The sequence below is a fragment of the Lapillicoccus jejuensis genome, assembly GCF_006715055.1.
In the GTDB taxonomy this organism is placed as follows: domain Bacteria; phylum Actinomycetota; class Actinomycetes; order Actinomycetales; family Dermatophilaceae; genus Lapillicoccus; species Lapillicoccus jejuensis.
This window is the reverse complement of sequence record NZ_VFMN01000001.1, coordinates 2,952,913-2,975,914: the sequence shown is the minus strand read 5'-3', so window position 1 is coordinate 2,975,914 and position 23,002 is coordinate 2,952,913. Positions and strand designations below refer to the sequence as shown.

Here is a 23,002-nt window from a genome sequence, read left to right as displayed (position 1 = left end):
CCCATCGACGAGCACGGGCCAGCCCGGACCGGCTGGCGACGCACAGGTTGCGTCGCGCAGCCACCCGTGTGTCGTCGAGTGCGGCCATCTCTCATCGCGCTGTCACCCCGGTGTCACCGACCTGTCATCGAGCCTGGTCAGGGGCCTGGACGAATGCCTCACCGCACGACCGATCCGGGCATTCGCGTCGAACTGCTCGCAATGCGAACTTTCCCGGAAACTCCCAGCAGCGCCCCCCGCGGAACCGCATACTGCGAACGGGCTGGGACTGGGGTGAAGGCCGGATACGAAGGATCTCGGGTGGACTCGATACTGGTCGTCGACGACGAAGCTCGGATGCGCACGCTGCTGCAGCGCATCCTGGGGCAGCAGGGGTTCTCGGTCGTGCCCGCGGGCGGGCCGGAGCAGGCGCTCTCGGCCCTGGCCGCCCAACAGGTCGACCTCGTCCTGCTCGACCTCGTCCTCGGCCCGCACAGCGGCCTGCCGCTGCTCGACCGGCTGCGCCGCGAGCACCCGCAGGTCCCGGTCATCGTCGTGTCCGGGGTGACCGACGTCGCCGTCCGGGTGCAGGCGCTCGACCGGGGTGCCATCGACGTCGTCGGCAAGCCCTTCGACCCCGTCGAGCTGCACGCCCGGATCCGCCGGCACCTCGACCACGGGACCGCACCGACGGGCCGGTACGTCGAGGCCGGCGGACTGCGCCTCGACCTGTCCCGCCGCACCGTCGAGGGTCCCGGGGGGACCCGGGCGCTCGCCGAGCGCGAGGCCGCCCTGCTCGCCCACCTCATGCGCCGCCGCGGCGACGTGTGCACCCGGGAGGAGCTGCTCCGCTCGGTCTGGGGGCTCGACTTCGACCCCGGGACCAACCTCGTCGACGTCAACATCCGCCGGTTGCGCCTCAAGGTCCTCGGGCTGCCGATGGAGACCGTGCGCGGCGTCGGCTACTGCTTCGTGGGGGCCTGACGTGCGCCCCGGCACCGGCGGCCGCCACCTGCACCGGCACGAGCCGCTGCAGCGCATGGCCCGCAGCACGTACGTCGCGTGGCTCGTCCTCGCGCTCGTCTGCAGCATCGTCATGTACAACCTGCCGGGCGACGAGACGATCCCGTACCACATCGCCTGGGCCGCCTTCGCGCTCGCCTTCGGCGCCCGGGTGTGGTCACGGACCCAGACCTGGGCGGCCCTCGCCGGGTTCACGCTGCTGACCGGCGGCATCCTCGTCCTGCGGGTCTCGGAGGGGGTCCTCGCCTGGCAGGAGACCGCCGAGATCCCGCTCATGAGCCTCCTCATGGGGCTGCTGGTCTGGAACGTGCGCCGCCGCCAGGACGCCCTCACCACGTCGACCGAGCTCGCCCAGCGCGAGCTGCAGCGCGTGGCCGACCAGGTCCTGCTGACCCGGCTCACCTCGCACGAGCTGCGCTCGCCGCTCACCATCAGCACCGGCTACCTGCGCCTGCTGCGCGAGAGCGAGAGCGACCCGGCCCGGGTGGCCGACCTCGACATCGTGCGCGACGAGGTCGAGCGGATCTCGCGCACTTCGGAGCGGCTGCTGCGCCTCATCCGGCTCCAGGGCGACGACGGCCTCGAGCTGGTCGACGTCGACGCCGTCGCCCGCGAGGTGCTGCGCCGCTGGGCGGGGGTGACCGACCGCGAGTGGGTCCTCGACGTCGGCGCCGGCGAGGCCGTCGGCTCGGCGGAGCGGCTGCGCGTCGTCCTCGACACGCTCGTCGAGAACGCGGTGCGCTACACCGAGCCGGGCCAGGTCGTCCGCGTGCACACCGGGCGCGACGCCCAGGGCGGGCTCGTCGTCGGCGTCGCCGACGCGGGGCGCGGCATCGGCGCCGACCGCCGCGCGGCGCTCACCGAGGCCGGGGCGACCGCCGGGTTCACCGACCCCCTCGAGGCCGACGAACGCTCGCAGACCGGTCTCGGCCTCGGCATCGTGCGCAGCGTCGCGGTGGCCCGGGGCGGCCGGCTCGTCGTCGACGAGGCCCCCGAGGGCGGGGTGTTCGTGCACATCCGCGTCCCGGCGCCCGACCACGCGACCAGCGCGCACCCGGTCCCGCTGGCCGCGACCGGGGTCGGCCCCCGGGTCGTCACCGTCGAGCACGGTCGACCGGTCCCCGCCCCTCACGCGACCTAGCGTCGAGGGGTCACCGAGCCCCGGTCCGTGCTGAGACCGAGCTCGCGCGCCAGGACGGGAGCGAGGCCGGCGAGCCGTGCGTCCGGGTGGCGGGGCAGGACGAGGTCGAGGCGGCACCGGTGGCGCAGTGGCGGGTCGTCGAGGCGTTCGCCGGGGCGCGGCCCCTCGAGCAGACCCGAGGTCGGGACCACGGCGGCACAGCCACGCCGCCGGGCCAGCGCCACGGCCGCCGGGATGGTGGCGACGACCTGCACCCGCGCGACGTGCGCCGCCAGCGTCACCGCGAAGGGCGCCGCCGACCCGTCGTACGTGGCCAGCACCACGTCGAGGTCCCGCCAGGGACGGGCACCCCGGCCAGGACGGACCCCGCGGGGCAGCAGGGCCCGCAGGGCGTCGTCGCCCACCCGGTGGCGGCGCAGGTGCGCGGCCGCCGGACCCGGTCTCCCGGCGACGGCCACCACCGCGGCGTCGAGCGCGCCGTCCGCGAGCGCGGACAGGAGGATCGACCCGTGGTCGACGACGGTGTCGACCTGGGACCCGGCGGCCTCGTCCAGCACGGGGAGCACCTGCGCGGCGAGGCTCGCCACGGTGCCGACCCGGAGCCGCCGCCCGTCCGCGGCGTCACGGGCCGCCTCGACGGCCCACCCCAGGTGGGCGAGGACGGATCGCGCCCGGTCGGCCAGCACCCGACCGGCGTCGGTGGCCCTGGCCCCTCGGGTGTCGCGCTCGAACAGCGGTGTCCCGACGAGTCGCTCGAGGCGGGCCAGCCGTGCGCTCGCCGACGGCTGCGCCAGCCCCAGCGATCGCGCGGCGGCCCCGACGGAACCGAGCTCGTCGACCGCGACGACCAGCCGGAGCTCATCGGGATCGGGCAGGTAGTCCATCCGGCGATCCTCTGAGCAGACATCCCCGGTCGACGGCTACCGACCCGGACCGCTGGACGCGACGCTGGAGCGGTGGACACGTCAGGCGGGCCGGCGCGGGACGCGGCCCTGGTCCTCACGGGGGTCACCCTCACCGACCTGGCCTTCCGGGTCTCGCAGGTCGCCCTCCCCCTGCTCGTCCTCACCGGGACCGGGTCCACCGCGGCGACCGGCGTCGTCGCCGGGGTCACGGGGGTGCCGGTCCTCCTCTCCCCGTGGTGGGCCCGCCGTCTGCGACATCACCTGTCCGACGGGCGCCGGCTGGCCGCGTGCTCCCTCGTCGGGACCGGCGGTCAGGTCGTCGTGGCGACCTGGGCGACGACGCACGCCCGCGCGTGGTGGCCGCTGGTCGTGGGCGGCCTGGTGCTCGGCAGCGCCCAGGCGCTGACGGATCCGGGCCGCGACGCCCTCGTCGCGGACCTCGGGGACGGGCTGCCCGGCGTGGACCGCGCGGTCGGTCTCCTGAGCGCCCGGGAGCTCGGCCGCCGGATCGGGATGGTCCTCGGGCCCGTCCTCGGCGGGCTCGGGGTCACCGCCGGCCACGCCGTCGTCCTCCTCTGGGGTGAGGTCGGCGCCGGGGTGGCCGCCGCCGCGCTCGTGGCGTCGGTGCGACCGGCTACCCCGGGGCCGGTCGGGGCCGGTCCCCCGCCCCGCGTCCGCCCGCTGCTGCGGGAGCGACCGGACGTGCTCGCCGGCTGGGTGGTCCGTGGGACGGGCTGCCTGCTGTGGTTCTCCTTCACGATCGGGCTGACCGTCCTCGGGGTGCGGCAGGGGCGGCCCGGCACCGTCCTCGCCGTCGGGTTGACGGGGTACGGAGCCGGCTCCGTCGCGGGTGCGCTGCTGACCTTGCCGTTGCTGCGCCGCGTGGCTCCACTGCCCGCCGTCGCGACCGCCTGGGGCGTGACGGGGCTCGCCTGGGTGACGATCGGCCTGACCACGGGGACGCCGTCGGGCACCGCCGTCCTCGCGGCGGCCGCTGCCACGTCGGGCGTGGGGATCGCGGTCGGCAACGCCGGGGTCACGGCCCAGGTCGTGCGCAGCAGCAGGGGTGCCGACCGTCGAGCGCTCCTGGCCGGCCAGTCGGCCCTCGTCCAGGCCACCGGCTCGCTCGGCTCGTTCGTCGGGGGGTCCGTGGTGGGCGGCGTGGGCCCGGTGGCGACCCTCGGGACCGCCGGCGTCGTCCTCGTCGTCACCGCGGTCGTGACGCCCACCCTCGGACGCCGACGTGCCCCACGCGCGACCCCTCCGGTGGCGGCGCGCTCCTGCGCGCGCGAGGGTGGCTCATGAGCGGAGCCAGCACCGACACCCTGCGGGTCGACTACGTGAACGCCAACTGGACCCCCGGCCCCCCGGACCGGCCGGACGGTCCGGGGACGTTCGAGCTGCTCGTCGTCACCGAGGACGGCGAACGGCGCACCCTGCCGCTGGCGACGCAGGACGCGTCGGCCGTCCTGGCCCTGGTCGAGCACAGCGACGTGCTCCTGCTCGACCCGCAGACCTCCACCCTCATCGCCGGCAACCTCGCCGGGCAGTGGTTCCAGCCGGGCTGGACCCGGGGGGCGCGTCGTGAGCCGGGGCCAGCCCACGGGCGGTGACCGGCCGGCTCACGCCGCGAACAGCAGCAGGAGCCCGGCGACGGTGTAGCCGACCATGACGACGAGCACCGGGACCTGGCCGAGGACGGCGGCCCGGCGCGGGAAGAGCCGGACCGCCACGTCGTGCGCGACGACGAGCCCGACGACGTGACCGGTGACGATGGCGACGACCTGCACGACGGCCGTCGCCCCCGGCTGGATCAGCGCCGTCGACGGCGTCCACCCGGCCACCCCGAGCAGATCGGCGCCCGTTCCGAGCGGATCACTGAGCAGGGTCCAGGTCACCTGCCCGCCGTAGACGAGCAGCGACCAGTAGTGCGCGACGACGTACCCCGCGGCGACGGGCACGAGCGAGGTCGCGAACGCGGTCGGGACCCCGCGCACCGGCCGGCCCGCCACCCGGGCGGAGACCGCACCGGCACCACCGGCGGTGGCGGCCACGAGCGCGATGACCGCCATCAGCCCGCCCGCCTGCCACAGCAGCGGCGACGGGGACGACTGCACGGCGCTGGTCCACGCGAGCTGCCCCTGCACGCCGTCGTACGCCGTCGTGCCGAGCAGGACGGCGACGGTCACCAGCAGCCCCGGGGCGCGCGGGATCCCCGCCGCGCCGGCGACCGGGCCGCGCGCCACCCAGCGCCCGTCGGCGCGGCGGCCGACGACGGCGAGGGCGCCGTACAGCTCGGAGAGGACACCGAAGGCGTCGCCGGTGCGGAACCACGCGCGTCCCGCGACGAGCGAGACGGCCAGGGTGAGGACCAGGTAGGCGACGACGTAGACGAGCAGGACCGAGCGCGTCGCGCGGTCCGGCTGGACGAGCTCGAGCCAGGCGAAGGCGAGCAGGCCGAGGGCGGCGGGTCGGTAGCCGACCCACGCCGGCATCGGTCGCAGGCCGGCGACCGGGTCGACCCGGCCCGCCCGGGAGAGGGCGCCGTGCACCCGTCGGACCGGGTCCAGGACGCGCCAGACCGGGCCGAGCAGCAGGCTGAGGAAGGGCAGGCCGACCCACAGCCAGACGAAGACGACGTACGGCGCCGGGTTGTCCGGCCGGTCGGACCCGACCAGGAGCGCGGCGAGCGTGACGAGGGCGAGCAGGACCGCGAGGCCGGAGAGGACGACCCGCACCGGACGGGCGTCGAGCACCGTGGCGAGCGCCTGCGGCAGCGGCCGGCCGGCCCGAGCGGGGTCGCGCGGGCGCGCCCGCCACAGGGTGAGGGCGGCGAAGGAGACGACGAGGGCGACCACCGCGCCCACGACGACGAAGCCGAACGGCAGCGGCAGGTCGTGCCGGTTGCCGACGCCGTGCCCGGGCAGCAGGGCCGGCGCGAGCGCCGGCGCCATGGTCAGCGCACGTCGATCTTGAGCAGGGTGAGGACGGGGTCGTGCATATCGACCTCGTACTCCCCCGGCTCGGCGCCCGTGAGGACGAGGAGCACGGAGCCCCCGGCCTCGACCTCCTTCTCCACGTCGAAGCCGTGGGCGTGGACCTCGTCGGCGTGGTCGGAGGTGACCGTCAGCGCGAGGGTCTGCCCGACCGGCAGCTCGACCGTCGTCGGCGCCGGGGTGACCGTGCTGCCGGTGACCGTGACGGCCAGGGTCTTGCTGCCGGCGGTGAAGGTGGACGGGCCCGGGCTGCCCGGCACGTCGGCGGCCTCGGCGGTGGTCGTCGGCGTCGCGGAGGGTGTGCTGTCGGCCGCGGCCGGGGTCGAGCCGCTCCCGCACGACGCGAGCACGCAGGCGGTCAGGAGGGCGCACACGGTCGTGGCGGCCCGGAGGAGGAGGTGCCGTCGGTGCAGGGCGGTGCTGGTCATGGGACGCCTCCTGGCGGGCGGTCCGGCACCCGATCGCTCGTGGTGCGTGCAGTTGGTGTCCAGGACGGTAGGGCGACCGTGGACCGGCCCGGGCGGTTTTCCGGACATCCGTCATTCAGCAGTCAGGCAGCCGTCCGGGTTCCTACCATCGGAGGATGCGTCGCGCCGTCGCGGTCCTCCTGGTGCTGGCGGCCGCCCTCCTCGGGCCGGTCGTCGGCGGCGCGCTGCCGACCGCCTCCGCCCACGCCCTCATCAGCGCGGTGACGCTCTCCGTCGAGGCGCAGGGACCGGAGCTGTCGGTGGTCGCCGAGGTGCGCTACCCCGACCACGACGCCGTCGTCGGCGAGAGCGTCGTCGGGGTCGCCTACCGCGCCGCCGACGGCAGCACCCAGCCGCTGCACGTCTCCCCGGCCCCGGGGCGGCCCGGGTACTACGTCGGCACGGCGCAGCTCACGCCCGGGGACTGGCAGGTCGAGATGGACGCGGTCGGGAAGACCCGCGGGCTGCAGAGCGTCGGCTTCACCCTGCACGCCACCGGGCCCGCCACGGCGGTCGCCTCCCCCGCCCCGCTGCCGGCGACGGTGCAGCTGCCGTCGGCGCCGGCCGCGGTCGACGGCGGTCAGCGCGTGCGACCGGCCAACGCGACCTCACAGTGGCTGGTCGTGCTGTGCAGCGCCTTCGTCGTCCTCGGCGCGGGGATCCCGGTGCTGCTGCTGCGCCGGCGCTCGTCCCCGCCCGACGTGGCCCGGGCCTGATCCGTACGGCGCCGCGGCGGTCAGCGCCCCTCGAAGACCGCCTTGCCGGGGCCCTGCTCGACGAACGAGGTCATGCCCGCCGTGCGGTCGTGGGTGGCGAAGAGGCCGGCGAAGAGCATCCGCTCGATCTCGAGCCCGGTGTCGAGGTCGGTCTCGAGCCCGCGGTCGACGGCCTCCTTGGCCGCCCGCAGCGCGTACGCCGGCCCGGCCGCGAAGGTGCGCATCCACGCGACCGCGGTGTCGTGGACCTCGGCCTTGGGGACGACGCGGTCGACGAGGCCGATCGCGAGGGCCTCGTCGGCGGCGACGAAGCGACCCGAGTAGATGAGGTCCTTGGCCCGGGCGGGGCCGACGAGCCGCGAGAGCCGTTGCGTGCCACCGGCGCCCGGGATGATGCCGAGCAGGATCTCCGGCTGGCCCAGCTTCGCGTCGTCGGCGGCGACCCGGAAGTCGCAGGCGAGCGCGAGCTCGCAGCCGCCGCCGAGGGCGTAGCCGGTGATCGCGGCGACGGTCGGCTTGGGGATCCGGGCGACCGCGGTCAGCGAGGACTGCAGGGCCGCGGAGCGGTCGACCATGTCCGTGTAGGACATCGTCTGCATCTCCTTGATGTCGGCGCCCGCGGCGAAGACCTTCTCGCCGCCCCAGACGACGACCGCGCGCACGTCGGCGCGCTCGGCGGCCTCCGTGGCGGCGGCGCGGATCTCCTCCTGCACCTGCACCGACAGCGGGTTCATCGGCGGCCGCTCGAGCCGGATGGTCCCGACCCCGCCGTCGACCTCGAGGCGCACGAACTCGCTCATTGCCGGGCCCCTCAGATCTCGTCGCTCGGGCGGTGCCGCGGCTCGTAGCCGTCCTGCGGCGGGGCCGGGTCGGTCGGCGGCACCTGGCCGGCCTCGCGGGCCAGCCGCTCCTGCTCCTCGGGCGGCAGGAACGAGGTGTGCCACATCCGCACGACCTCCATGATGATGTTGACCGTCACCTGGAAGAGCGGGCCGACCTCGACCCCGACGGGGACGATGTGGTCGCCGGACACGACGAGGTTCTCCCCCGTCTCGGTGGCGACGAGGCCGACCTTGACGAGGTTGAGCTGGAGGCTGAAGTCGTTGCAGCGCTGCAGGCGCAGCTCGTGGTCGTCGGGGACCTGGTCGCCGACCATCCACTGACCGAAGACCCGCATGATGGGGAAGTCGCCGTCCTGGCAGCGGATGAACAGCTGCTGCGCGGGCTCGCCGATCGTGAACGAGACGTCGCCGTCGGCGTCGATGTCGGGGCGCAGCCCGAGGTCGGTGAGGGCGTCGAGGACGCGGCCACGCAGCGGGTGCTCGTCCGCCGGCGGCGGGAAGTTCGGCAGGCTCGTGGGATCGCTCATGGGCCGAACCCTAGCCGCCCGTACGCTGGGTCACCATGCGCCCCCCCGCCCCTCCGCGGCCCCTGCGCGACCTGCCCCCACCGGCCGGCGTGACCCTCCTGCCCGACGGCTCCGGGGCGGACGTGAGCATCTTCGCCGACGACGCCGAGGCCGTCGAGGTGTGCCTCTTCGAGACGGGCGACGACAGCGGGGAGTCCGAGCGCCGCGTGGCGCTCAGCGAGCGCGCGCACGGCTTCTGGTTCGGCCGGCTGCCCGGCGTCGGCGAGGGCCAGCGGTACGGCGTGCGGGTGCACGGCCCGTGGGACCCCGAGCGCGGATGGCGGCACAACCCGGCCAAGCTGCTGCTCGACCCCTACGCCCGCGGCATCGAGGGCCGCGTCACCTGGCGCCCGGAGGTCTTCGGTCACTCCGTCGGCCCCACCCTCGTCGGGGACGCGCGGCTGCGCGACGAGCGCGACTCGGCGCCGTACGTGCCCCGGGGCGTCGTCCTCGGCGACGGCTTCGACTGGGCGGGCGACCGCCCCCTGCACCACCCGCTCACCGACTCGGTCCTCTACGAGACGCACGTGCGCAACCTGACCCGGCGGCTGCCGGGGGTGCCGGCGCACCTGCGGGGCACGTACGCCGGCCTAGCCCACGAGGCGACGCTCGAGCACCTCACCCGGCTCGGGGTCACCGCCGTCGAGCTGCTGCCGGTGCACGCGTTCACCAGCGAACCGGCGCTGGTCCAGCGCGGGCTGACCAACCACTGGGGCTACAACACCCTCGGCTTCTTCGCCCCGCACGCCGGGTACGCCCACGCGAGCGACCCGCAGGGCGTCCTCGACGAGGTCAAGACGATGGTGCGCGAGCTGCACCGGGCCGGCGTCGAGGTGATCCTCGACGTCGTCTACAACCACACGGCGGAGCTCGGTGGCCACGACGGGCCGACGCTGGCCTGGCGCGGGCTCGACGCTCGCACCTACTACCGGCTCGACGAGCGCGGCCACGACATCGACGTCACCGGGTGCGGCAACACCCTGGATCTGCGCCACCCGGTCGTCGCGCGGATGGTGCTGGACTCGCTGCGCTACTGGGTGCAGGAGGTGCACGTCGACGGTTTCCGCTTCGACCTCGCGGTCGCCCTGGCCCGGGGCCGCAACGACGACTACGACATGGACCACCCCTTCCTCGTCGCGCTGCGCACGGACCCGGTCCTGTCCCGGGTCAAGAACGTCGCCGAGCCGTGGGACGTCGGCATGCACGGCTGGCGCACCGGGCAGTTCCCGCCGCCCTTCAGCGAGTGGAACGACCGCTACCGCGACACCGTGCGCTCGTTCTGGCTCACCGACGTCGCCGCGCAGGCGCACGCCGGCCACGGCGTGCAGGACCTCGCCACCCGGCTCGCCGGGTCGCAGGACCTCTTCGGCGCCCGTGACCGCGGCCCCATCGCCTCGGTCAACTACGTCACCGCCCACGACGGCTTCACCGCGCACGACCTCGTCGCCTACGACCACAAGCACAACGGGCCCAACGGCGAGGGCAACCGCGACGGCTCGGGCCACAACCTCTCGTGGAACCATGGGGTGGAGGGCCCGACCCGCGACGAGGAGGTGCTCACCCGGCGCCGGCGGTCGCTGCGCAACCTGCTGGGGACGCTGCTGGTCAGCACGGGCGTGCCGATGCTCAACGCCGGCGACGAGCTCGGCCGGACCCAGCGCGGCAACAACAACGCCTACTGCCAGGACAACGAGATCTCCTGGTTCGACTGGGAGCTCGCGCCGTGGCAGGAGGACCTGCTGGCGACGACCGGCTTCCTCACCCGGCTGCGCCGCGAGCACCGGGTGCTGCGCCAGCGCACCTTCTTCCAGGGCCGCCCGGTCGCCGACGACGGCGCGCAGGACGTGGCCTGGTACGGCGCCGACGGGTCGGCGATGACCGACGGCGCCTGGGGCGACCCGGGGACGCGGACCCTGCAGCTGCTGCTCGACGGCACCTGGCTCGGCGAGGAGTCGGTCCTGCTCGTCCTGCACGGCGGTGCGCAGGACACGACGCTGACGCTGCCCCGGCCGCCGGCGGGGGCGTCGTACCGGCTGGTCTGGGACTCCGCGTGGGAGCGTCCGGGCGACCCGCAGGACGTCGCCGCCGACCTGCGCGAGCAGGTGACGGCGACGTCGCTGCGGGTCTACCTCACAGCGAGGTGACGACCGGCTGGGCGTGCCAGATCTTGTCGATGTACTCGCGCATCGCGCGGTCCGACGAGAAGAAGCCGCACCGGGCGACGTTGAGCACGGCCGAGCGGGTCCAGCCCTCCGGGTCGGCGTACGCCGCGTCGACCCGGTCCTGCGCCTCCATGTAGGCCGAGAAGTCCGCGAGCGCGAGGAAGCGGTCGTGGTGCAGGAGGTTGTCGACGAGACCCGAGAAGACCGACGCGTCGCCGCCGGTGAAGGCGCCCGACGCGATGAGGTCGAGGGCCGACGTGAGGCGCGGGTCGGCGGCGGCGTACGACGCGGGGTCGTAGCCCTTGGCGAGCAGCTCCTCGACCTGCGGCTCGAGCAGGCCGAAGAGGAAGAAGTTCTCGTCGCCGACGAGCCGCCGGATCTCGATGTTGGCGCCGTCGTCGGTGCCGATGGTGAGGGCGCCGTTGAGGGCGAGCTTCATGTTGCCCGTGCCGGACGCCTCCTTGCCGGCCAGCGAGATCTGCTCGGACAGGTCGGCGGCCGGGATGAGCTTCTCGGCGAGGGTGACGTCGTAGTTCGGCGGGAAGACGACGGTCAGCCGGCCGTCGAGACGGGGGTCGGCGTTGACCGTCGCGCCGACCGCGTTGATGAGGCCGATGATCTGCTTGGCCATCGCGTACCCGGGGGCGGCCTTGGCCCCGAAGGCGAAGACCCGCGGGGTGACGTCCTCGACGGCCAGCCGGCCCGACACGACGCCCTCGTAGAGCGAGACGATGTGCAGCACCTTGAGGGTCTGGCGCTTGTACTCGTGCAGGCGCTTGACCATGATGTCGACGATCCCCGTCGTCGGCATCTCGATCCCGTTGCGGGACTGCAGGGTCCGCGCCAGGGTGGCCTTGTTGAGGCGCTTGACCTCGCGGAACCGCTCGCGGAAGGCGGGGTCGTCGGCGAAGGGCTCGAGCTCGCGCAGCCGATCCAGGTCGGTCACCCAGCCGGGGCCGATGGCCTCGGTGATGAGCGAGGACAGGTTGCGGTTGGCCAGGCGCAGGAAGCGCCGCGGCGTCACGCCGTTGGTGACGTTGGTGAACTTCTCCGGCCACAGCGCCGAGAAGTCGGGCAGCACCTTGTCGCGCAGCAGCTGCGAGTGCAGCTCGGCGACGCCGTTGACCTTCGAGCCGGCGACGGTGGCCAGGTGGGCCATCCGCACGGTGTGGTCGCCGACGATGGCCATCCGGCGGGGCATCGCCTCGTCACCCGGGAACGCGGCGGCGACCTCGGCGCGGAACTCCTCGTCGATGCGGCGGATGATCTCGAGGTGGCGCGGCAGCAGCCGCCCCATCAGCTCGATGCTCCACTCCTCGAGGGCCTCGGGCAGCAGGGTGTGGCAGGTGTAGGCGAAGCACTGCTGCGTGATGGTCCAGGCCTCGTCCCAGTCGAAGCCCTTCTCGTCGACGAGCACGCGCATCAGCTCGGGGACGGCGATGACCGGGTGGGTGTCGTTGAGCTGGAAGATCACCCGGTCGGGCAGCTTGTGCAGGTCGAAGTCGCTCGGCAGCACCTGGTTGATGAAGTTGTGCACCGAGCACGCGACGAAGAAGTACTGCTGCTGCAGCCGCAGCTCCTTGCCCTGGGGCGTCGAGTCCTCGGGGTAGAGGACCATCGAGATCTTCTCCGCGAAGGTCTCCGCGCGCACGGCGTCGACGTAGTCGCCGGCGTTGAAGGAGTTGAGGTTGAAGCCGCGGGTCGCCTTGGCGCTCCACAGCCGCAGGGTGTTGACCCGGCCGTTGCGGAAGCCCGGGACCATGTAGTTGTAGGGCACGCCCTGGACGTCCCAGTCCGGCAGCCAGCGGGTGCGGGTGGCGCCGTCCTCGTCCTCGTAGTGCTCCGTCGTGCCGCCGAAGTTGACGGTCACGGCGTGCTCGGGGTGCGGGAACTCCCACGGGTTGCCCAGCGCCAGCCACGGGTCGGTGTCCTCGCGCTGCCAGCCGTCCTCGAAGGACTGGCGGAAGATGCCGTACTCGTAGCGGATGCCGTAGCCGACGCACGGCACCGACATCGTCGCGAGCGAGTCGATGAAGCACGCGGCGAGCCGGCCGAGGCCGCCGTTGCCGAGCCCGGGCTCGATCTCCTGCGCGCGCAGCGTCGACAGCGACAGCCCGAGCTGGCCCAGGCCCTCCTCGACGACGTCGTCGAGGTCGCTGGCGAGGATGGCGTTGTCGAGCTGGCGACCGAGGAGGAACTCGGCCGAGAGGTAGCAGACGGTCTTGGCCTGGTCGTCGGCCTGCTGCGCCAGCGCGGCCATCCACCGGGACTGCAGGTGGTGGCGCACGGTGCGGGCCAGCGCGAGGTAGCGGTCGTTGAGGGAGCTGCGGGTCAGGCTGACGCCCTGGCCGTAGTTGAGCTCACGCATGAAGCTGCCGACGAAGCCCTCGACGTCGTGGCGGGGCGCGACGTGGCCGAGGCCACGGCGGGGCGGCTCGGCGGGGGCGCCCGACGGGCTGCCCACCTGCGTTGTGGTCACGCGACTCTCCTTGGTCGTTCCAGGGTCCCCGTGGTGCCCGGACGGTCCGGGGAGGGGCCCAGGGGGAAGGGGCATGGGGTCGTGGGCGCGACGCTGCGCCGCAGGGGTGGGGGCCCACAGTAGCGGGCACTCCCCTTCCGCGGACCGAGTCCGTTCGGGGGACCCCGACAACGGGTAGCGTCGGCCCCGTGACCGCGTCCGACGCCGCTGCACCCGCCCCTCCGACCGCCTCGTCGAGCACGACCCCGCTGGCCCTGCTGCAGGACGCCCTCCCGCCGGAGGTCTGGCCGGTCGGCCGGATCCCCGTGGACGACGTCCGCCCGCTCGTCGACGGGGGCACGCGCCCGGCCAAGGCGGTCGAGGGCGAGGCCTTCACCGTCGCCGCCCAGGTCTTCCGCGAGGGCCACGACGCCGTCCGTGCGACCGCCGTGCTCACCGACCCCGACGGGGTCGACCACCCGTTCCCCATGACGGTCGACAACTGGGGCCTGCGCTGGTGGAGCGGCACGGTGCGCCCCGACCGGCCCGGCCGCTGGACCTACCGCGTCGAGGGCTGGAGCGACCCGTTCGGGACCTGGGTGCACGACGCCACGATCAAGGTCGAGGCCGACATCGACAGCGAGCTGATGCTCGAGGAGGGCGCGCGGCTGTTCGAGCGCGCCGCCGCCGAGCTGGGCGGCGACGGCACCGACACCGGTCTGCTGACCGGGCTCGCGGCGACCCTGCGCGACACCGGCCGACCGGCCCCCGAGCGCCTCTACGCCGGCGTCGCCGACGAGGTGCACGCCTTCTTCGCCGCGCACCCGTTCCGCGAGCTGGTCAGCCCGTCCCCGAGCTACCCGCTGCTCGTCGAGCGCGAGCGCGCGCTGTTCGGTTCCTGGTACGAGATGTTCCCCCGGTCCGAGGGCGCCCGGTACGACGAGGAGGCCGGCCGCTGGCACTCCGGCACGCTGCGCACGGCCGCGGAGCGGCTGCCCGCCGTCGCCGCGATGGGCTTCGACGTCGTCTACCTCACCCCGATCCACCCGATCGGCACGACCGCCCGCAAGGGCCGCAACAACACCCTCGTGGCGCAGGAGGGCGACCCCGGGTCGCCGTACGCCATCGGCTCACCGGACGGCGGGCACGACGCGATCCACCCGGACCTCGGCACCTTCGAGGACTTCGACCACTTCGTGGCCACGGCCCGCGCCGAGGGGCTCGAGGTCGCGCTCGACCTCGCGCTCCAGTGCAGCCCCGACCACCCGTGGGTGACCGAGCACCCGGAGTTCTTCACGACCCGCGCCGACGGCACCATCGCCTACGCCGAGAACCCGCCGAAGAAGTACCAGGACATCTACCCGGTCAACTTCGACAACGCGCCCGCCGAGGCGTACGCCGAGGTGCGTCGCGTCATCCAGGTGTGGCTCGACCACGGGGTGCGCATCTTCCGGGTCGACAACCCGCACACCAAGCCGGTGCAGTTCTGGCAGTGGCTCATCGCCGACGTCGCGAAGGAGCACCCGGACACCATCTGGCTCTCCGAGGCCTTCACCGTGCCGTCGATGATGCACGCCCTGGCCAAGGCCGGCTTCCAGCAGTCCTACACGTACTACGCGTGGCGCAACCTCAAGTGGGAGCTCGAGGAGTACGCGACCGAGCTGTCCCGCGACACGGCGCACTTCCTGCGCCCGTCGTTCTGGCCCACGACGCACGACATCCTCACCCCCTACATGCAGTACGGCGGCCCCACCGCCTGGGTGCTGCGCGCGGCGCTCGCCGCGACGCTGTCGCCGACCTACGGCATCTACGCCGGCTACGAGCTGATGGAGAACGTCGCCCGGCCCGGCGCCGAGGAGCAGGTCGACAACGAGAAGTACGAGTACAAGGACCGCCGCTGGGCCGACTACGAGGCCGGTGGGGTCAAGGAGGGGCGCTCCCTCGCGCCGTTCCTCACCCGCCTCAACGAGATCCGCCGCGCGCACCCGGCGCTGCGGCGGCTGCGCAACCTCTCGCTGCACCACGCCGACGACGAGAACGTCATGGCGTTCTCCAAGCGCGAGGTGCTGCCCGACGGCAGCGTCGACACCGTCCTCGTCATCGCCAACCTCGACCCGCACGCGACCCGCGAGACGACCGTCCACCTCGACATGGAGGCCCTCGGTCTCGGCTGGGGCGAGCGCTTCACCGCTCGCGACGAGATCACCGGGGCGCAGTGGACCTGGGGCGAGCACGTCTTCGTGCGGGTGGGCCCGGAGACCGAGCCGGTCCACGTCGTCGCGGTGGACCCGGCGCGGGGGGCCTGAGCCGTGGCCGAGATCCACCGCACGACCCTCGTCCCCGGCAAGCTCGACCTGCTCGCCGAGTGGCTCCCGCGGCAGCGCTGGTGCGCGACCAAGGGTCGTGAGCCGCGGCTGCGCAAGCTGGGCGGCTACCGCCTCGACGACCCGACCGGGGAGGTCGGCATCGAGGTCATGGTCGTCGCCGACGAGTCCGGGGCGACCCCGGTCGTCTACCAGGTCCCCATGACCTACCGCGCCGCTCCGCTGGACGACGCCCGGCACGCTCTCATCGGCGAGGCCGAGCACGGCGTCCTCGGCCACCGGTGGTTCTACGACGCCCCGCACGACCCGGTCTTCGTCGACCGGCTGCTCGCCCTCGTCGAGGGCGAGGTGCCGGCCCAGCACCAGGACGTCAGCCACACGCTCGACGAGCGCGTCGTCGGCACCCACGTCGCGGGGCCGCACGTCCGGCTGGTGCGCTCGCACGTCCTGCGCGGCGAGCAGTCCAACACGTCCGTCGTCTGCGAGGTCGTCGAGGTCACGACCGGGCTGCCCGCCGAGCCCGTCATCGTCAAGCTGTTCCGCACCCTCCAGGAGGGCGAGAACCCCGACGTCGTCGTCCAGTCCGCGCTGACCGAGGCCGGCTCGACCCAGGTCCCGGCCACGGTCGGGCACGTCGTCGGCACGTGGCTCGACCCGCTGTCGCCGGCGCAGGAGGGCCGCGAGGTCACCGGGCACCTCGCCTTCGCGCAGCGCTTCTTCCCCGGGGTCGAGGACGCCTGGCGCGTCGCGCTCCGCGCCGCCGGCGAGGGCACCGACTTCGCCCGCGAGGCCCGCGAGCTCGGGGAGTCCACCGCCCGGATCCACGTCACCCTCGCGCAGACCCTGGGCACCCACGAGGCCGACGACGCGCAGCGCTCCGCGCTCGTGGCGTCGGTGCGCGAGCGGGCCGCCGCCGCGCTCGCGGAGGTGCCGGCCCTGGCGTCGTACGAGAGCGGCATCGCCGCCGTCCTCGACCGGTTCGCGCACGCGCCCTGGCCGGCGCTGCAGCGGGTGCACGGCGACTACCACCTCGGCCAGGTGCTGCACGTCGGCGACCGCGGCTGGGTCGCGGTCGACTTCGAGGGCGAGCCGCTGCGACCGCTCTCCGAGCGGGTCCGACCGGACCTCGCGCTGCGCGACGTCGCCGGCATGCTGCGCTCGCTCGACTACGCCGGCGGCTCCGTCGAGCTCGACCGGCCCGGGACCTCGGCGCGCGGGTGGGTCTCCGCCGGCCGAGCGGCCTTCCTGGCCGGGTACGCCGCCGTCACCGGCACCGACCCCTCCACCGACCCCACCGCCGCGGACGTCCTCGCCGGCCTCGAGCTCGACAAGGCGCTCTACGAGGTCGTCTACGAGGCCCGCAACCGGCCCTCCTGGCTGGGCATCCCGACCGCCGCCGTCCAGCGGCTGGTGACCGGGGACCCGGCTCCCCGCACCGACAGCAGGAAGGACCTCGCATGAGCACCGTCCCCACCTCCGCCCAGGTCGCCGACGAGAGCGCCGTCGACGCCTTCCTCGAGGCCCGGCACTCCCAGCCGCACGACCTGCTCGGACACCACCTCGGCCCGGGCGGGCTGACCGTCACCGCCTACCGCCCGCTGGCCCGCTCGGTCCGCGCCCGGCTCGAGGGCGGCGAGCTGCTCGAGCTGCACCACGTCAAGGGCGGCGTCTGGTCGGGCACCGCCCCGTCGGTGAGCGAGACCCACGACTACCGCCTGCTCGTCGCCTACGACGACGGGGTCGAGCACGAGCAGGACGACCCGTACCGCTTCGCGCCGACCCTCGGCGAGATCGACCGGCACCTCGTCGGCGAGGGCCGCCACGAGCAGCTGTGGACGGTCCTCGGCTCGCACGTGCGGGAGTACGGCGGCCCGCTCGGCACCGTCCGCGGGGTGTCCTTCGCCGTGTGGGCGCCGCGCGCCACGGCGCTGCACGTCATCGGCGACTTCAACGGGTGGAGCGGGGTGTCGCACCCGATGCGGCAGCTGATCGGCACCGGCATCTGGGAGCTCTTCGTCCCGGGCGCCGAGGAGGGGATGAACTACCTCTACGCCATCCGCGGCGCCGACGGCGTCACCCGCAACCACACCGACCCGATGGCCCGGCGCACCGAGGTCGCCCCCAAGTACGCCGCCGTCGTCACCGAGACCCACCACGAGTGGGCCGACGACGCGTGGATGGAGCGCCGCCGCAACGAGAACCCGCACACGGGGCCAATGAGCGTCTACGAGGTGCACCTCGGCTCGTGGCGCCAGGGCCAGTCCTACCGCGACCTCGCCGAGCACCTCGTCAACTACTGCCGCGACCTCGGCTTCACGCACATCGAGTTCCTGCCGGTCATGGAGCACCCGTACGTGCCGTCGTGGGGCTACCACGTCACCGGGTACTACGCGCCGACCTCGCGCTTCGGCTCCCCCGACGACTTCCGCTTCCTCGTCGACACGCTGCACCAGAACGGGATCGGGGTCATCCTCGACTGGGTGCCCGGGCACTTCGCCACGGACCCGTGGGCGCTCGCCCGTTTCGACGGGCAGCCGCTCTACGAGCACCCGGACCCGCGCAAGGGCTGGCACCCGGAGTGGGGCTCGTACATCTTCGACATGGGCCGGCCCGAGGTGCGCAACTTCCTCGTCGCCAACGCGATCTACTGGCTCGAGGAGTTCCACGTCGACGGCCTGCGCGTCGACGGCGTCGCGTCGATGCTCTACCTCGACTACTCGCGCCAGCCCGGCGCCTGGATCCCCAACGTGCACGGCGGGCGGGAGAACCTCGAGGCGGTGCAGCTGCTCCAGGAGGCCAACGGGACGGCGTACAAGCGCGTGCCAGGCATCGTCACCATCGCCGAGGAGTCGACGTCCTGGGACGGCGTCACCCGGCCCACCGACAGCGGCGGTCTCGGCTTCGGCTTCAAGTGGAACATGGGCTGGATGAACGACAGCCTGCGCTACATCGGCCAGGACCCGATCTACCGGCAGTACCACCACAACGCGATGACCTTCGCGCTGATGTACGCGTTCTCGGAGAACTTCGTCCTGCCGATCAGCCACGACGAGGTCGTGCACGGCAAGGGCTCGCTGCTGCGCAAGGCGCGCGGCACCCGCGAGGAGCAGCTGGCCACGGTGCGCGCCTTCCTCGCCCACATGTGGGCGCACCCGGGCAAGCAGCTGATCTTCATGGGCAGCGAGTTCGCCCAGGAGTCGGAGTGGGCCGACGGGCGCAGCCTCGACTGGTGGCTGCTCGACCAGCCCGCCCACTACCGGGTGCACGCGCTGGTCAAGGACCTCAACGCCCTCTACGTCCAGCGCAGGGAGCTGTGGGAGCTCGACCGCGACCCGGCCGGCTTCCTGTGGCTCAACGCCGACGACGCCGGTCACAACACGTTCTCCTACCTGCGCTTCGGCGTCGGCGACCGCGCCACGGACGCGCCGGTCCTCGCCGCCGTCGTCAACTTCAGCGGCAGCACGCACGAGAGCTACCGGATCGGGCTCCCCCGGGCCGGTCGCTGGGAGGTCGTGCTCGACACGGCCGGCTACCACCCCGAGGCCCCCTCCTCCACCGGCCGCGTCGTGGAGGCCGAGGAGCAGCCGTGGGACGGGCAGCCCTACGCCTGCAACCTCGTCGTGCCGAAGCTCTCCGCCGTCTGGCTCGTGCCGCTCGACGAGGCCGCGCCGGCCCCCGCGGACGTGCCGCTGGAGCGGACGGTCGAGGGCGGCGTCGTGGCAGGATCCCCGTCATGACCGACCCCCGCGCCGGGCAGCGCGCCCAGGAGTCCGACCTCGTCGACGTCGACGCGATGGTGTCGGCCTACTACGACCGCCACCCGGACGTCACCGACCCCGACCAGCAGGTCGTCTTCGGCACCTCGGGGCACCGCGGGTCCAGCCTGAAGACCGCGTTCAACGAGGACCACATCCTCGCCACGACGCAGGCCATCTGCGAGTACCGCTCCGGTCAGGGCGTCGACGGGCCGCTGCTCGTCGGCCGCGACACGCACGGCCTCAGCGAGCCGGCCTGGCGCAGCGCCCTCGAGGTGCTCGTCGGCAACGGCGTGACGACCCTCGTCGACGACCGCGACGGCTACACGCCGACACCGGCCGTCTCGCACGCGATCCTGCGGCTCAACCGCGGGAAGCAGGGCGGCGGGCTCGCCGACGGGATCGTCGTCACGCCCTCGCACAACCCGCCGACCGACGGCGGCTTCAAGTACAACCCGACCCACGGCGGTCCCGCCGACAGCGACGCGACGTCGTGGATCGCCAAGCGCGCCAACGAGATCATCACGGGCGGTCTGCGCGACGTCCGGCGGGTCCCGCTGGAGAAGGCGCTCGGTGAGGTCGGGCGATACGACTTCCTGGGACACTACGTCGACGACCTCCCGTCGGTCGTCGACCTGGGCAGGATCCGCGAGGCCGGCGTGCGGATCGGCGCCGACCCGCTCGGCGGTGCCTCCGTCGGCTACTGGGGCGAGATCGCCGAGCGGCACGGCCTCGACCTCACCGTCGTCAACCCCGAGGTCGACCCGACCTGGCGCTTCATGACGCTGGACTGGGACGGCAGGATCCGGATGGACTGCAGCTCGCCGTACGCCATGGCCTCGCTCATCGAGCGCCGCGACGCCTACGACCTGTCCACCGGCAACGACGCCGACGCCGACCGGCACGGCATCGTCACCCCGGACGCCGGGCTGATGAACCCCAACCACTACCTCGCCGTCGCGATCCGCTACCTGTACGGCGGCGCCCGGCCCGGGTGGCCGCAGGGCACCGCCATCGGCAAGACCCTGGTGTCGAGCTCGATGATCGACCGCGTCGCCGACGACCTCGACCGGCGGCTGCTCGAGGTGCCGGTGGGGTTCAAGTGGTTCGTCCCCGGTCTGCTCGACGGGTCGGTCGGCTTCGGCGGCGAGGAGTCGGCGGGCGCGTCGTTCCTGCGCTTCGACGGCACCGTGTGGACGACCGACAAGGACGGGATCATCCTCGCGCTGCTCGCCTCGGAGATCCTCGCGGCGACCGGCAAGACCCCCAGCCGCCACTACGCCGACCTCGTCGAGCAGCACGGCGACCCCGCCTACGCCCGCATCGACGCCGCGGCGACCCGGGAGCAGAAGGCCGCCCTCGGCGCCCTGTCCCCCGAGGCCGTCGAGGCGACGACGCTCGCCGGCGAGGACATCACCGACCGGCTGACGACCGCACCCGGCAACGGCGCGCGGATCGGCGGGCTCAAGGTGACGACGAGCAGCGCCTGGTTCGCCGCCCGCCCGTCCGGGACCGAGGACGTCTACAAGATCTACGCCGAGTCCTTCCGCGGCCCCGAGCACCTGGCCCAGGTGCAGGCCGAGGCCAAGGACGTCGTCTCGGCCGCGCTGGGGTCCTGAGGCCCCGGGGTCGCCGGCTCAGGTCGGCAGCAGCGCCGGCACCGACCCGACGAGGTAGACCTCGCCGGTGAGGACGTCGCCCACGACCGGCTCGGGTCCCGGGACCGCGAGGGCGAGGTCGACCTCCCCCAGCACGGTGTCGACCCGGGCGACCCGGTAGGGCAGGTCGGTCAGCTCGTTGCGCCGCTCCTGCACGGCGAGGACGGTGCCGGTCAGCCGCGCCCGACCCGCGTCCTGCTGCGGCACCCGCGCGACGCCGTCCCCGACGCCGTACGAGTGGACGGTGCGCTCCGCGTCGGCGTCGGCGAGGGCGACGTCCCGACCGAGGGCGACGACGCTCGCGTCGGCAGCCGCCTCGTGGGTGTCGAGGAAGCGGCGCTCCTCGAGGTCGACGGCGAGGGGGGCCACCGGCTCCTGGTCGGGCCCCAGGGCCGTCGCGGTCACGACGTCGACGGAGACCCGGCGCAGGTCGGCCAGCCGCACGCCCGGCCGACCGACGAGCGACGGGGTCACCCCCACGACGCCACCGGCACCGTCCACCTCGACGACGAGGACCGACCCGTCCTCCCCGGCCCAGCGGTGCACGTGCGCCCCGTCCAGACCCACGCCGAGCCGCCGTGAGAGGTGGAACGCCCGGTCGAGCAGCGCGAACAGCTCGTCCTCGTGCAGCGGGTCGCGGACGAAACCGAGGCAGGCGAAGTTCGAGGGCACCCCGTGACGCTACCCATCCGTCGCACGTCAGACCGGACCACGTACCCCGGGACGTCACAGAGAAAACGGAGGCACCCTCGGGAACAGAACGGCGTAGTGGAGGCGTTCTCCGGTTGTCACCAGTCACCAGTCGCCACGAGCCCCGGGAGCCGTCATGACCGCCGTCACCGACATCACCACCACCCACGAGACCACCGCCCGCGCCGACGTCCACCCGGCCACGTCCTTCCCGCAGCACGCCGAGGGACACCGCCCCAACCTCGTCACCCTCGAGCAGCTGCGGCGCAGCGGCCGGGGCGTGCTGATGAGCAGCACGGTGCGCCGGGTCCGCTGCCGCTGACCCGCCGCCCCCGATCCGCAGGACCCCCGGGTCTAGAAGAGCGCGTTGGTCAGAGCCCGACGAGCCTTCTCGACCCGGGGGTCCTTCGCGCCCACGATCGCGAAGAGCTCGACGAGGTGCTCGCGCACCCGGTTGCGCTCGTCGCCCGCGGTGACCCGGACGAGGTCGACGAGGCGGCCGAACGCGTCCTCGACGTGGCCACCGAGGACGTCGAGGTCGGCCACGAGCAGCTGCGCCTCGACGTCGGTGGGCGCGTCCGCCGCCGCCGCGCGGGCGGCCTGCGGGTCGGCGTCCCGGGTGCGCTGGAGCAGCCCGACGTTGGCCAGGCCGATCTTGGCCTCCTCGTCGCCCGGGTTCTCCTTGAGGGCCTGTCGGTAGGCGGCCTCGGCACCGTCCAGGTCGTCGGCCTCGATGGCGTCGTACGCCGCCTGCAGGTGCGGGGGCAGCGGCGGCTCCTGGGCCTCCTCGCCCTCGGGCGGCGCCTCGGTGACGGCGACCCGGCCGGTCACACCCTGCTGGACGGCGAGCCGGAGCAGCTCGTCCAGCCACGGCGCGACCTCCTGCGGGGCGAGGGCGCCGGCGAAGAGCGGCACCGGCTGGCCCTGCACGAGCCCGTACGTCGCCGGGACCGACTGCACCTGGAAGGCGCGCAGCAGGCCGGGGTTGGCGTCGACGTCGACCGACACCAGCTGGAGGCGGCCCTCGTAGCCGGTGACGACGCCGGCGAGGACGTCGACGAAGTCCTGCGACTCCGGCAGGCGGGCCGACCACAGGACGACGACGGCGGGCACCCGGCCGCTGGCGGTGACGACGTCCTGGAAGCCGGCGTCGGTGCCCTGCACGACGACGCCGCCACCGGCCGCGCCGGTGCCCGCCCCGGGACCACCGGCCGACCGGCCGGGAGCAGCCGCGGCGGACCGGCCGAGCGAGGAGAGGTCGACGGCGCCCCGCAGGGCGGAGGTGGAGAACGGCTGCTGCGTCATGACGTCATCCTCTCG

Annotated in this window: 19 protein-coding genes; 11 read left to right on the top strand and 8 right to left on the bottom strand. The window is 74.0% G+C overall.

Annotated elements, in window-relative coordinates:
- Positions 1-300: 300 nt before the first annotated feature.
- Together FB458_RS13845 and FB458_RS13840 are read left to right on the top strand one after the other, a co-directional pair.
- Positions 301-963: a response regulator transcription factor gene (locus FB458_RS13845; protein ID WP_170185689.1), complete on the top strand. Its 663-nt coding sequence runs from the start codon at positions 301-303 to the stop codon at positions 961-963.
- A 1-nt stretch (position 964) separates the two neighbouring features.
- A complete protein-coding gene (locus tag FB458_RS13840; RefSeq protein ID WP_141849007.1) occupies positions 965-2,143 on the top strand; it encodes a sensor histidine kinase in 1,179 nt (392 codons plus the stop codon).
- On the opposite strand, the gene FB458_RS13835 is transcribed toward FB458_RS13840, so the two are convergent.
- A complete protein-coding gene (locus FB458_RS13835; protein ID WP_141849006.1) occupies positions 2,140-3,027 on the bottom strand; it encodes a LysR family transcriptional regulator in 888 nt (295 codons plus the stop codon). The genes FB458_RS13840 and FB458_RS13835 overlap by 4 nt on opposite strands.
- Before the next feature lie 72 nt (positions 3,028-3,099).
- Between FB458_RS13835 and FB458_RS13830 the strand changes: the two genes are divergently transcribed.
- Together FB458_RS13830 and FB458_RS13825 are read left to right on the top strand one after the other, a co-directional pair.
- The gene (locus FB458_RS13830) at positions 3,100-4,353 is read left to right on the top strand and encodes an MFS transporter (protein WP_141849005.1); all 1,254 of its coding nucleotides are present in this window, start codon (positions 3,100-3,102) and stop codon (positions 4,351-4,353) included.
- Positions 4,350-4,661 (top strand): hypothetical protein, encoded by a 312-nt coding sequence (locus tag FB458_RS13825; RefSeq protein WP_141849004.1) that lies wholly within the window; start codon positions 4,350-4,352, stop codon positions 4,659-4,661. Before FB458_RS13830 ends, FB458_RS13825 begins: the two co-directional genes overlap by 4 nt.
- A gap of 9 nt (positions 4,662-4,670) precedes the next feature.
- Here the strand turns inward: FB458_RS13825 and FB458_RS13820 are convergent, their stop codons facing one another.
- Positions 4,671-6,002 carry a hypothetical protein gene (locus FB458_RS13820; RefSeq protein ID WP_141849003.1) on the bottom strand — a complete coding sequence of 444 codons (1,332 nt, stop codon included), beginning with the start codon at positions 6,000-6,002 and terminating at the stop codon, positions 4,671-4,673.
- A gap of 2 nt (positions 6,003-6,004) precedes the next feature.
- Positions 6,005-6,472 carry a cupredoxin domain-containing protein gene (locus FB458_RS13815; RefSeq protein ID WP_141849002.1) on the bottom strand — a complete coding sequence of 156 codons (468 nt, stop codon included), beginning with the start codon at positions 6,470-6,472 and terminating at the stop codon, positions 6,005-6,007.
- 155 nt (positions 6,473-6,627) lie between these two features.
- On the opposite strand from FB458_RS13815, the gene FB458_RS13810 reads away from it, so the two are divergent.
- Positions 6,628-7,227, top strand: a complete 600-nt coding sequence (locus tag FB458_RS13810) for a hypothetical protein (protein ID WP_141849001.1) — start codon at positions 6,628-6,630, stop codon at positions 7,225-7,227.
- A 20-nt stretch (positions 7,228-7,247) separates the two neighbouring features.
- On the opposite strand, the gene FB458_RS13805 is transcribed toward FB458_RS13810, so the two are convergent.
- Together FB458_RS13805 and FB458_RS13800 are read right to left on the bottom strand one after the other, a co-directional pair.
- Complete coding sequence (locus FB458_RS13805) at positions 7,248-8,027, bottom strand: enoyl-CoA hydratase/isomerase family protein (RefSeq protein WP_141849000.1); 780 nt, start codon at positions 8,025-8,027, stop codon at positions 7,248-7,250.
- Positions 8,028-8,038: 11 nt separating this feature from the next.
- Entirely contained in the window at positions 8,039-8,596 is a 558-nt protein-coding gene (locus FB458_RS13800; protein WP_211356043.1) for a hypothetical protein, read from the bottom strand.
- Between the two features lie 35 nt (positions 8,597-8,631).
- Here FB458_RS13800 and glgX point away from each other — a divergent pair, with 35 nt between their 5' ends.
- Positions 8,632-10,779, top strand: coding sequence for a glycogen debranching protein GlgX (glgX, locus tag FB458_RS13795; RefSeq protein ID WP_141848999.1), 2,148 nt, complete (start codon positions 8,632-8,634; stop codon positions 10,777-10,779).
- On the opposite strand, the gene FB458_RS13790 is transcribed toward glgX, so the two are convergent.
- Positions 10,766-13,351, bottom strand: coding sequence for a glycogen/starch/alpha-glucan phosphorylase (locus FB458_RS13790; protein WP_141848998.1), 2,586 nt, complete (start codon positions 13,349-13,351; stop codon positions 10,766-10,768). The genes glgX and FB458_RS13790 overlap by 14 nt on opposite strands.
- 113 nt (positions 13,352-13,464) lie before the next feature.
- Between FB458_RS13790 and FB458_RS13785 the strand changes: the two genes are divergently transcribed.
- Genes FB458_RS13785 through pgm form a run of 4 tightly spaced genes read left to right on the top strand, consistent with a single transcriptional unit; the run spans position 13,465 to position 20,953 of the window.
- On the top strand, positions 13,465-15,561 hold the full coding sequence (locus FB458_RS13785; RefSeq protein ID WP_141848997.1) for an alpha-1,4-glucan--maltose-1-phosphate maltosyltransferase: 2,097 nt from the start codon (positions 13,465-13,467) through the stop codon (positions 15,559-15,561).
- A gap of 3 nt (positions 15,562-15,564) precedes the next feature.
- Complete coding sequence (locus FB458_RS22150; RefSeq protein ID WP_141848996.1) at positions 15,565-17,040, top strand: maltokinase N-terminal cap-like domain-containing protein; 1,476 nt, start codon at positions 15,565-15,567, stop codon at positions 17,038-17,040.
- Positions 17,037-19,316 (top strand): 1,4-alpha-glucan branching protein GlgB, encoded by a 2,280-nt coding sequence (gene glgB / locus FB458_RS22145; protein WP_141848995.1) that lies wholly within the window; start codon positions 17,037-17,039, stop codon positions 19,314-19,316. Before FB458_RS22150 ends, glgB begins: the two co-directional genes overlap by 4 nt.
- Positions 19,313-20,953: a phosphoglucomutase (alpha-D-glucose-1,6-bisphosphate-dependent) gene (pgm, locus tag FB458_RS13770; protein ID WP_141848994.1), complete on the top strand. Its 1,641-nt coding sequence runs from the start codon at positions 19,313-19,315 to the stop codon at positions 20,951-20,953. The genes glgB and pgm overlap by 4 nt, the downstream gene beginning before the upstream one ends.
- Positions 20,954-20,971: 18 nt before the next feature.
- Here the strand turns inward: pgm and FB458_RS13765 are convergent, their stop codons facing one another.
- Positions 20,972-21,664: a hypothetical protein gene (locus FB458_RS13765; protein ID WP_141848993.1), complete on the bottom strand. Its 693-nt coding sequence runs from the start codon at positions 21,662-21,664 to the stop codon at positions 20,972-20,974.
- Positions 21,665-21,818: 154 nt separating this feature from the next.
- Between FB458_RS13765 and FB458_RS13760 the strand changes: the two genes are divergently transcribed.
- On the top strand, positions 21,819-22,004 hold the full coding sequence (locus tag FB458_RS13760) for a hypothetical protein (RefSeq protein ID WP_141848992.1): 186 nt from the start codon (positions 21,819-21,821) through the stop codon (positions 22,002-22,004).
- A 32-nt stretch (positions 22,005-22,036) separates the two neighbouring features.
- Here the strand turns inward: FB458_RS13760 and FB458_RS13755 are convergent, their stop codons facing one another.
- Positions 22,037-22,987, bottom strand: coding sequence for a tetratricopeptide repeat protein (locus tag FB458_RS13755; RefSeq protein WP_141848991.1), 951 nt, complete (start codon positions 22,985-22,987; stop codon positions 22,037-22,039).
- Positions 22,988-23,002: the final 15 nt, after the last annotated feature.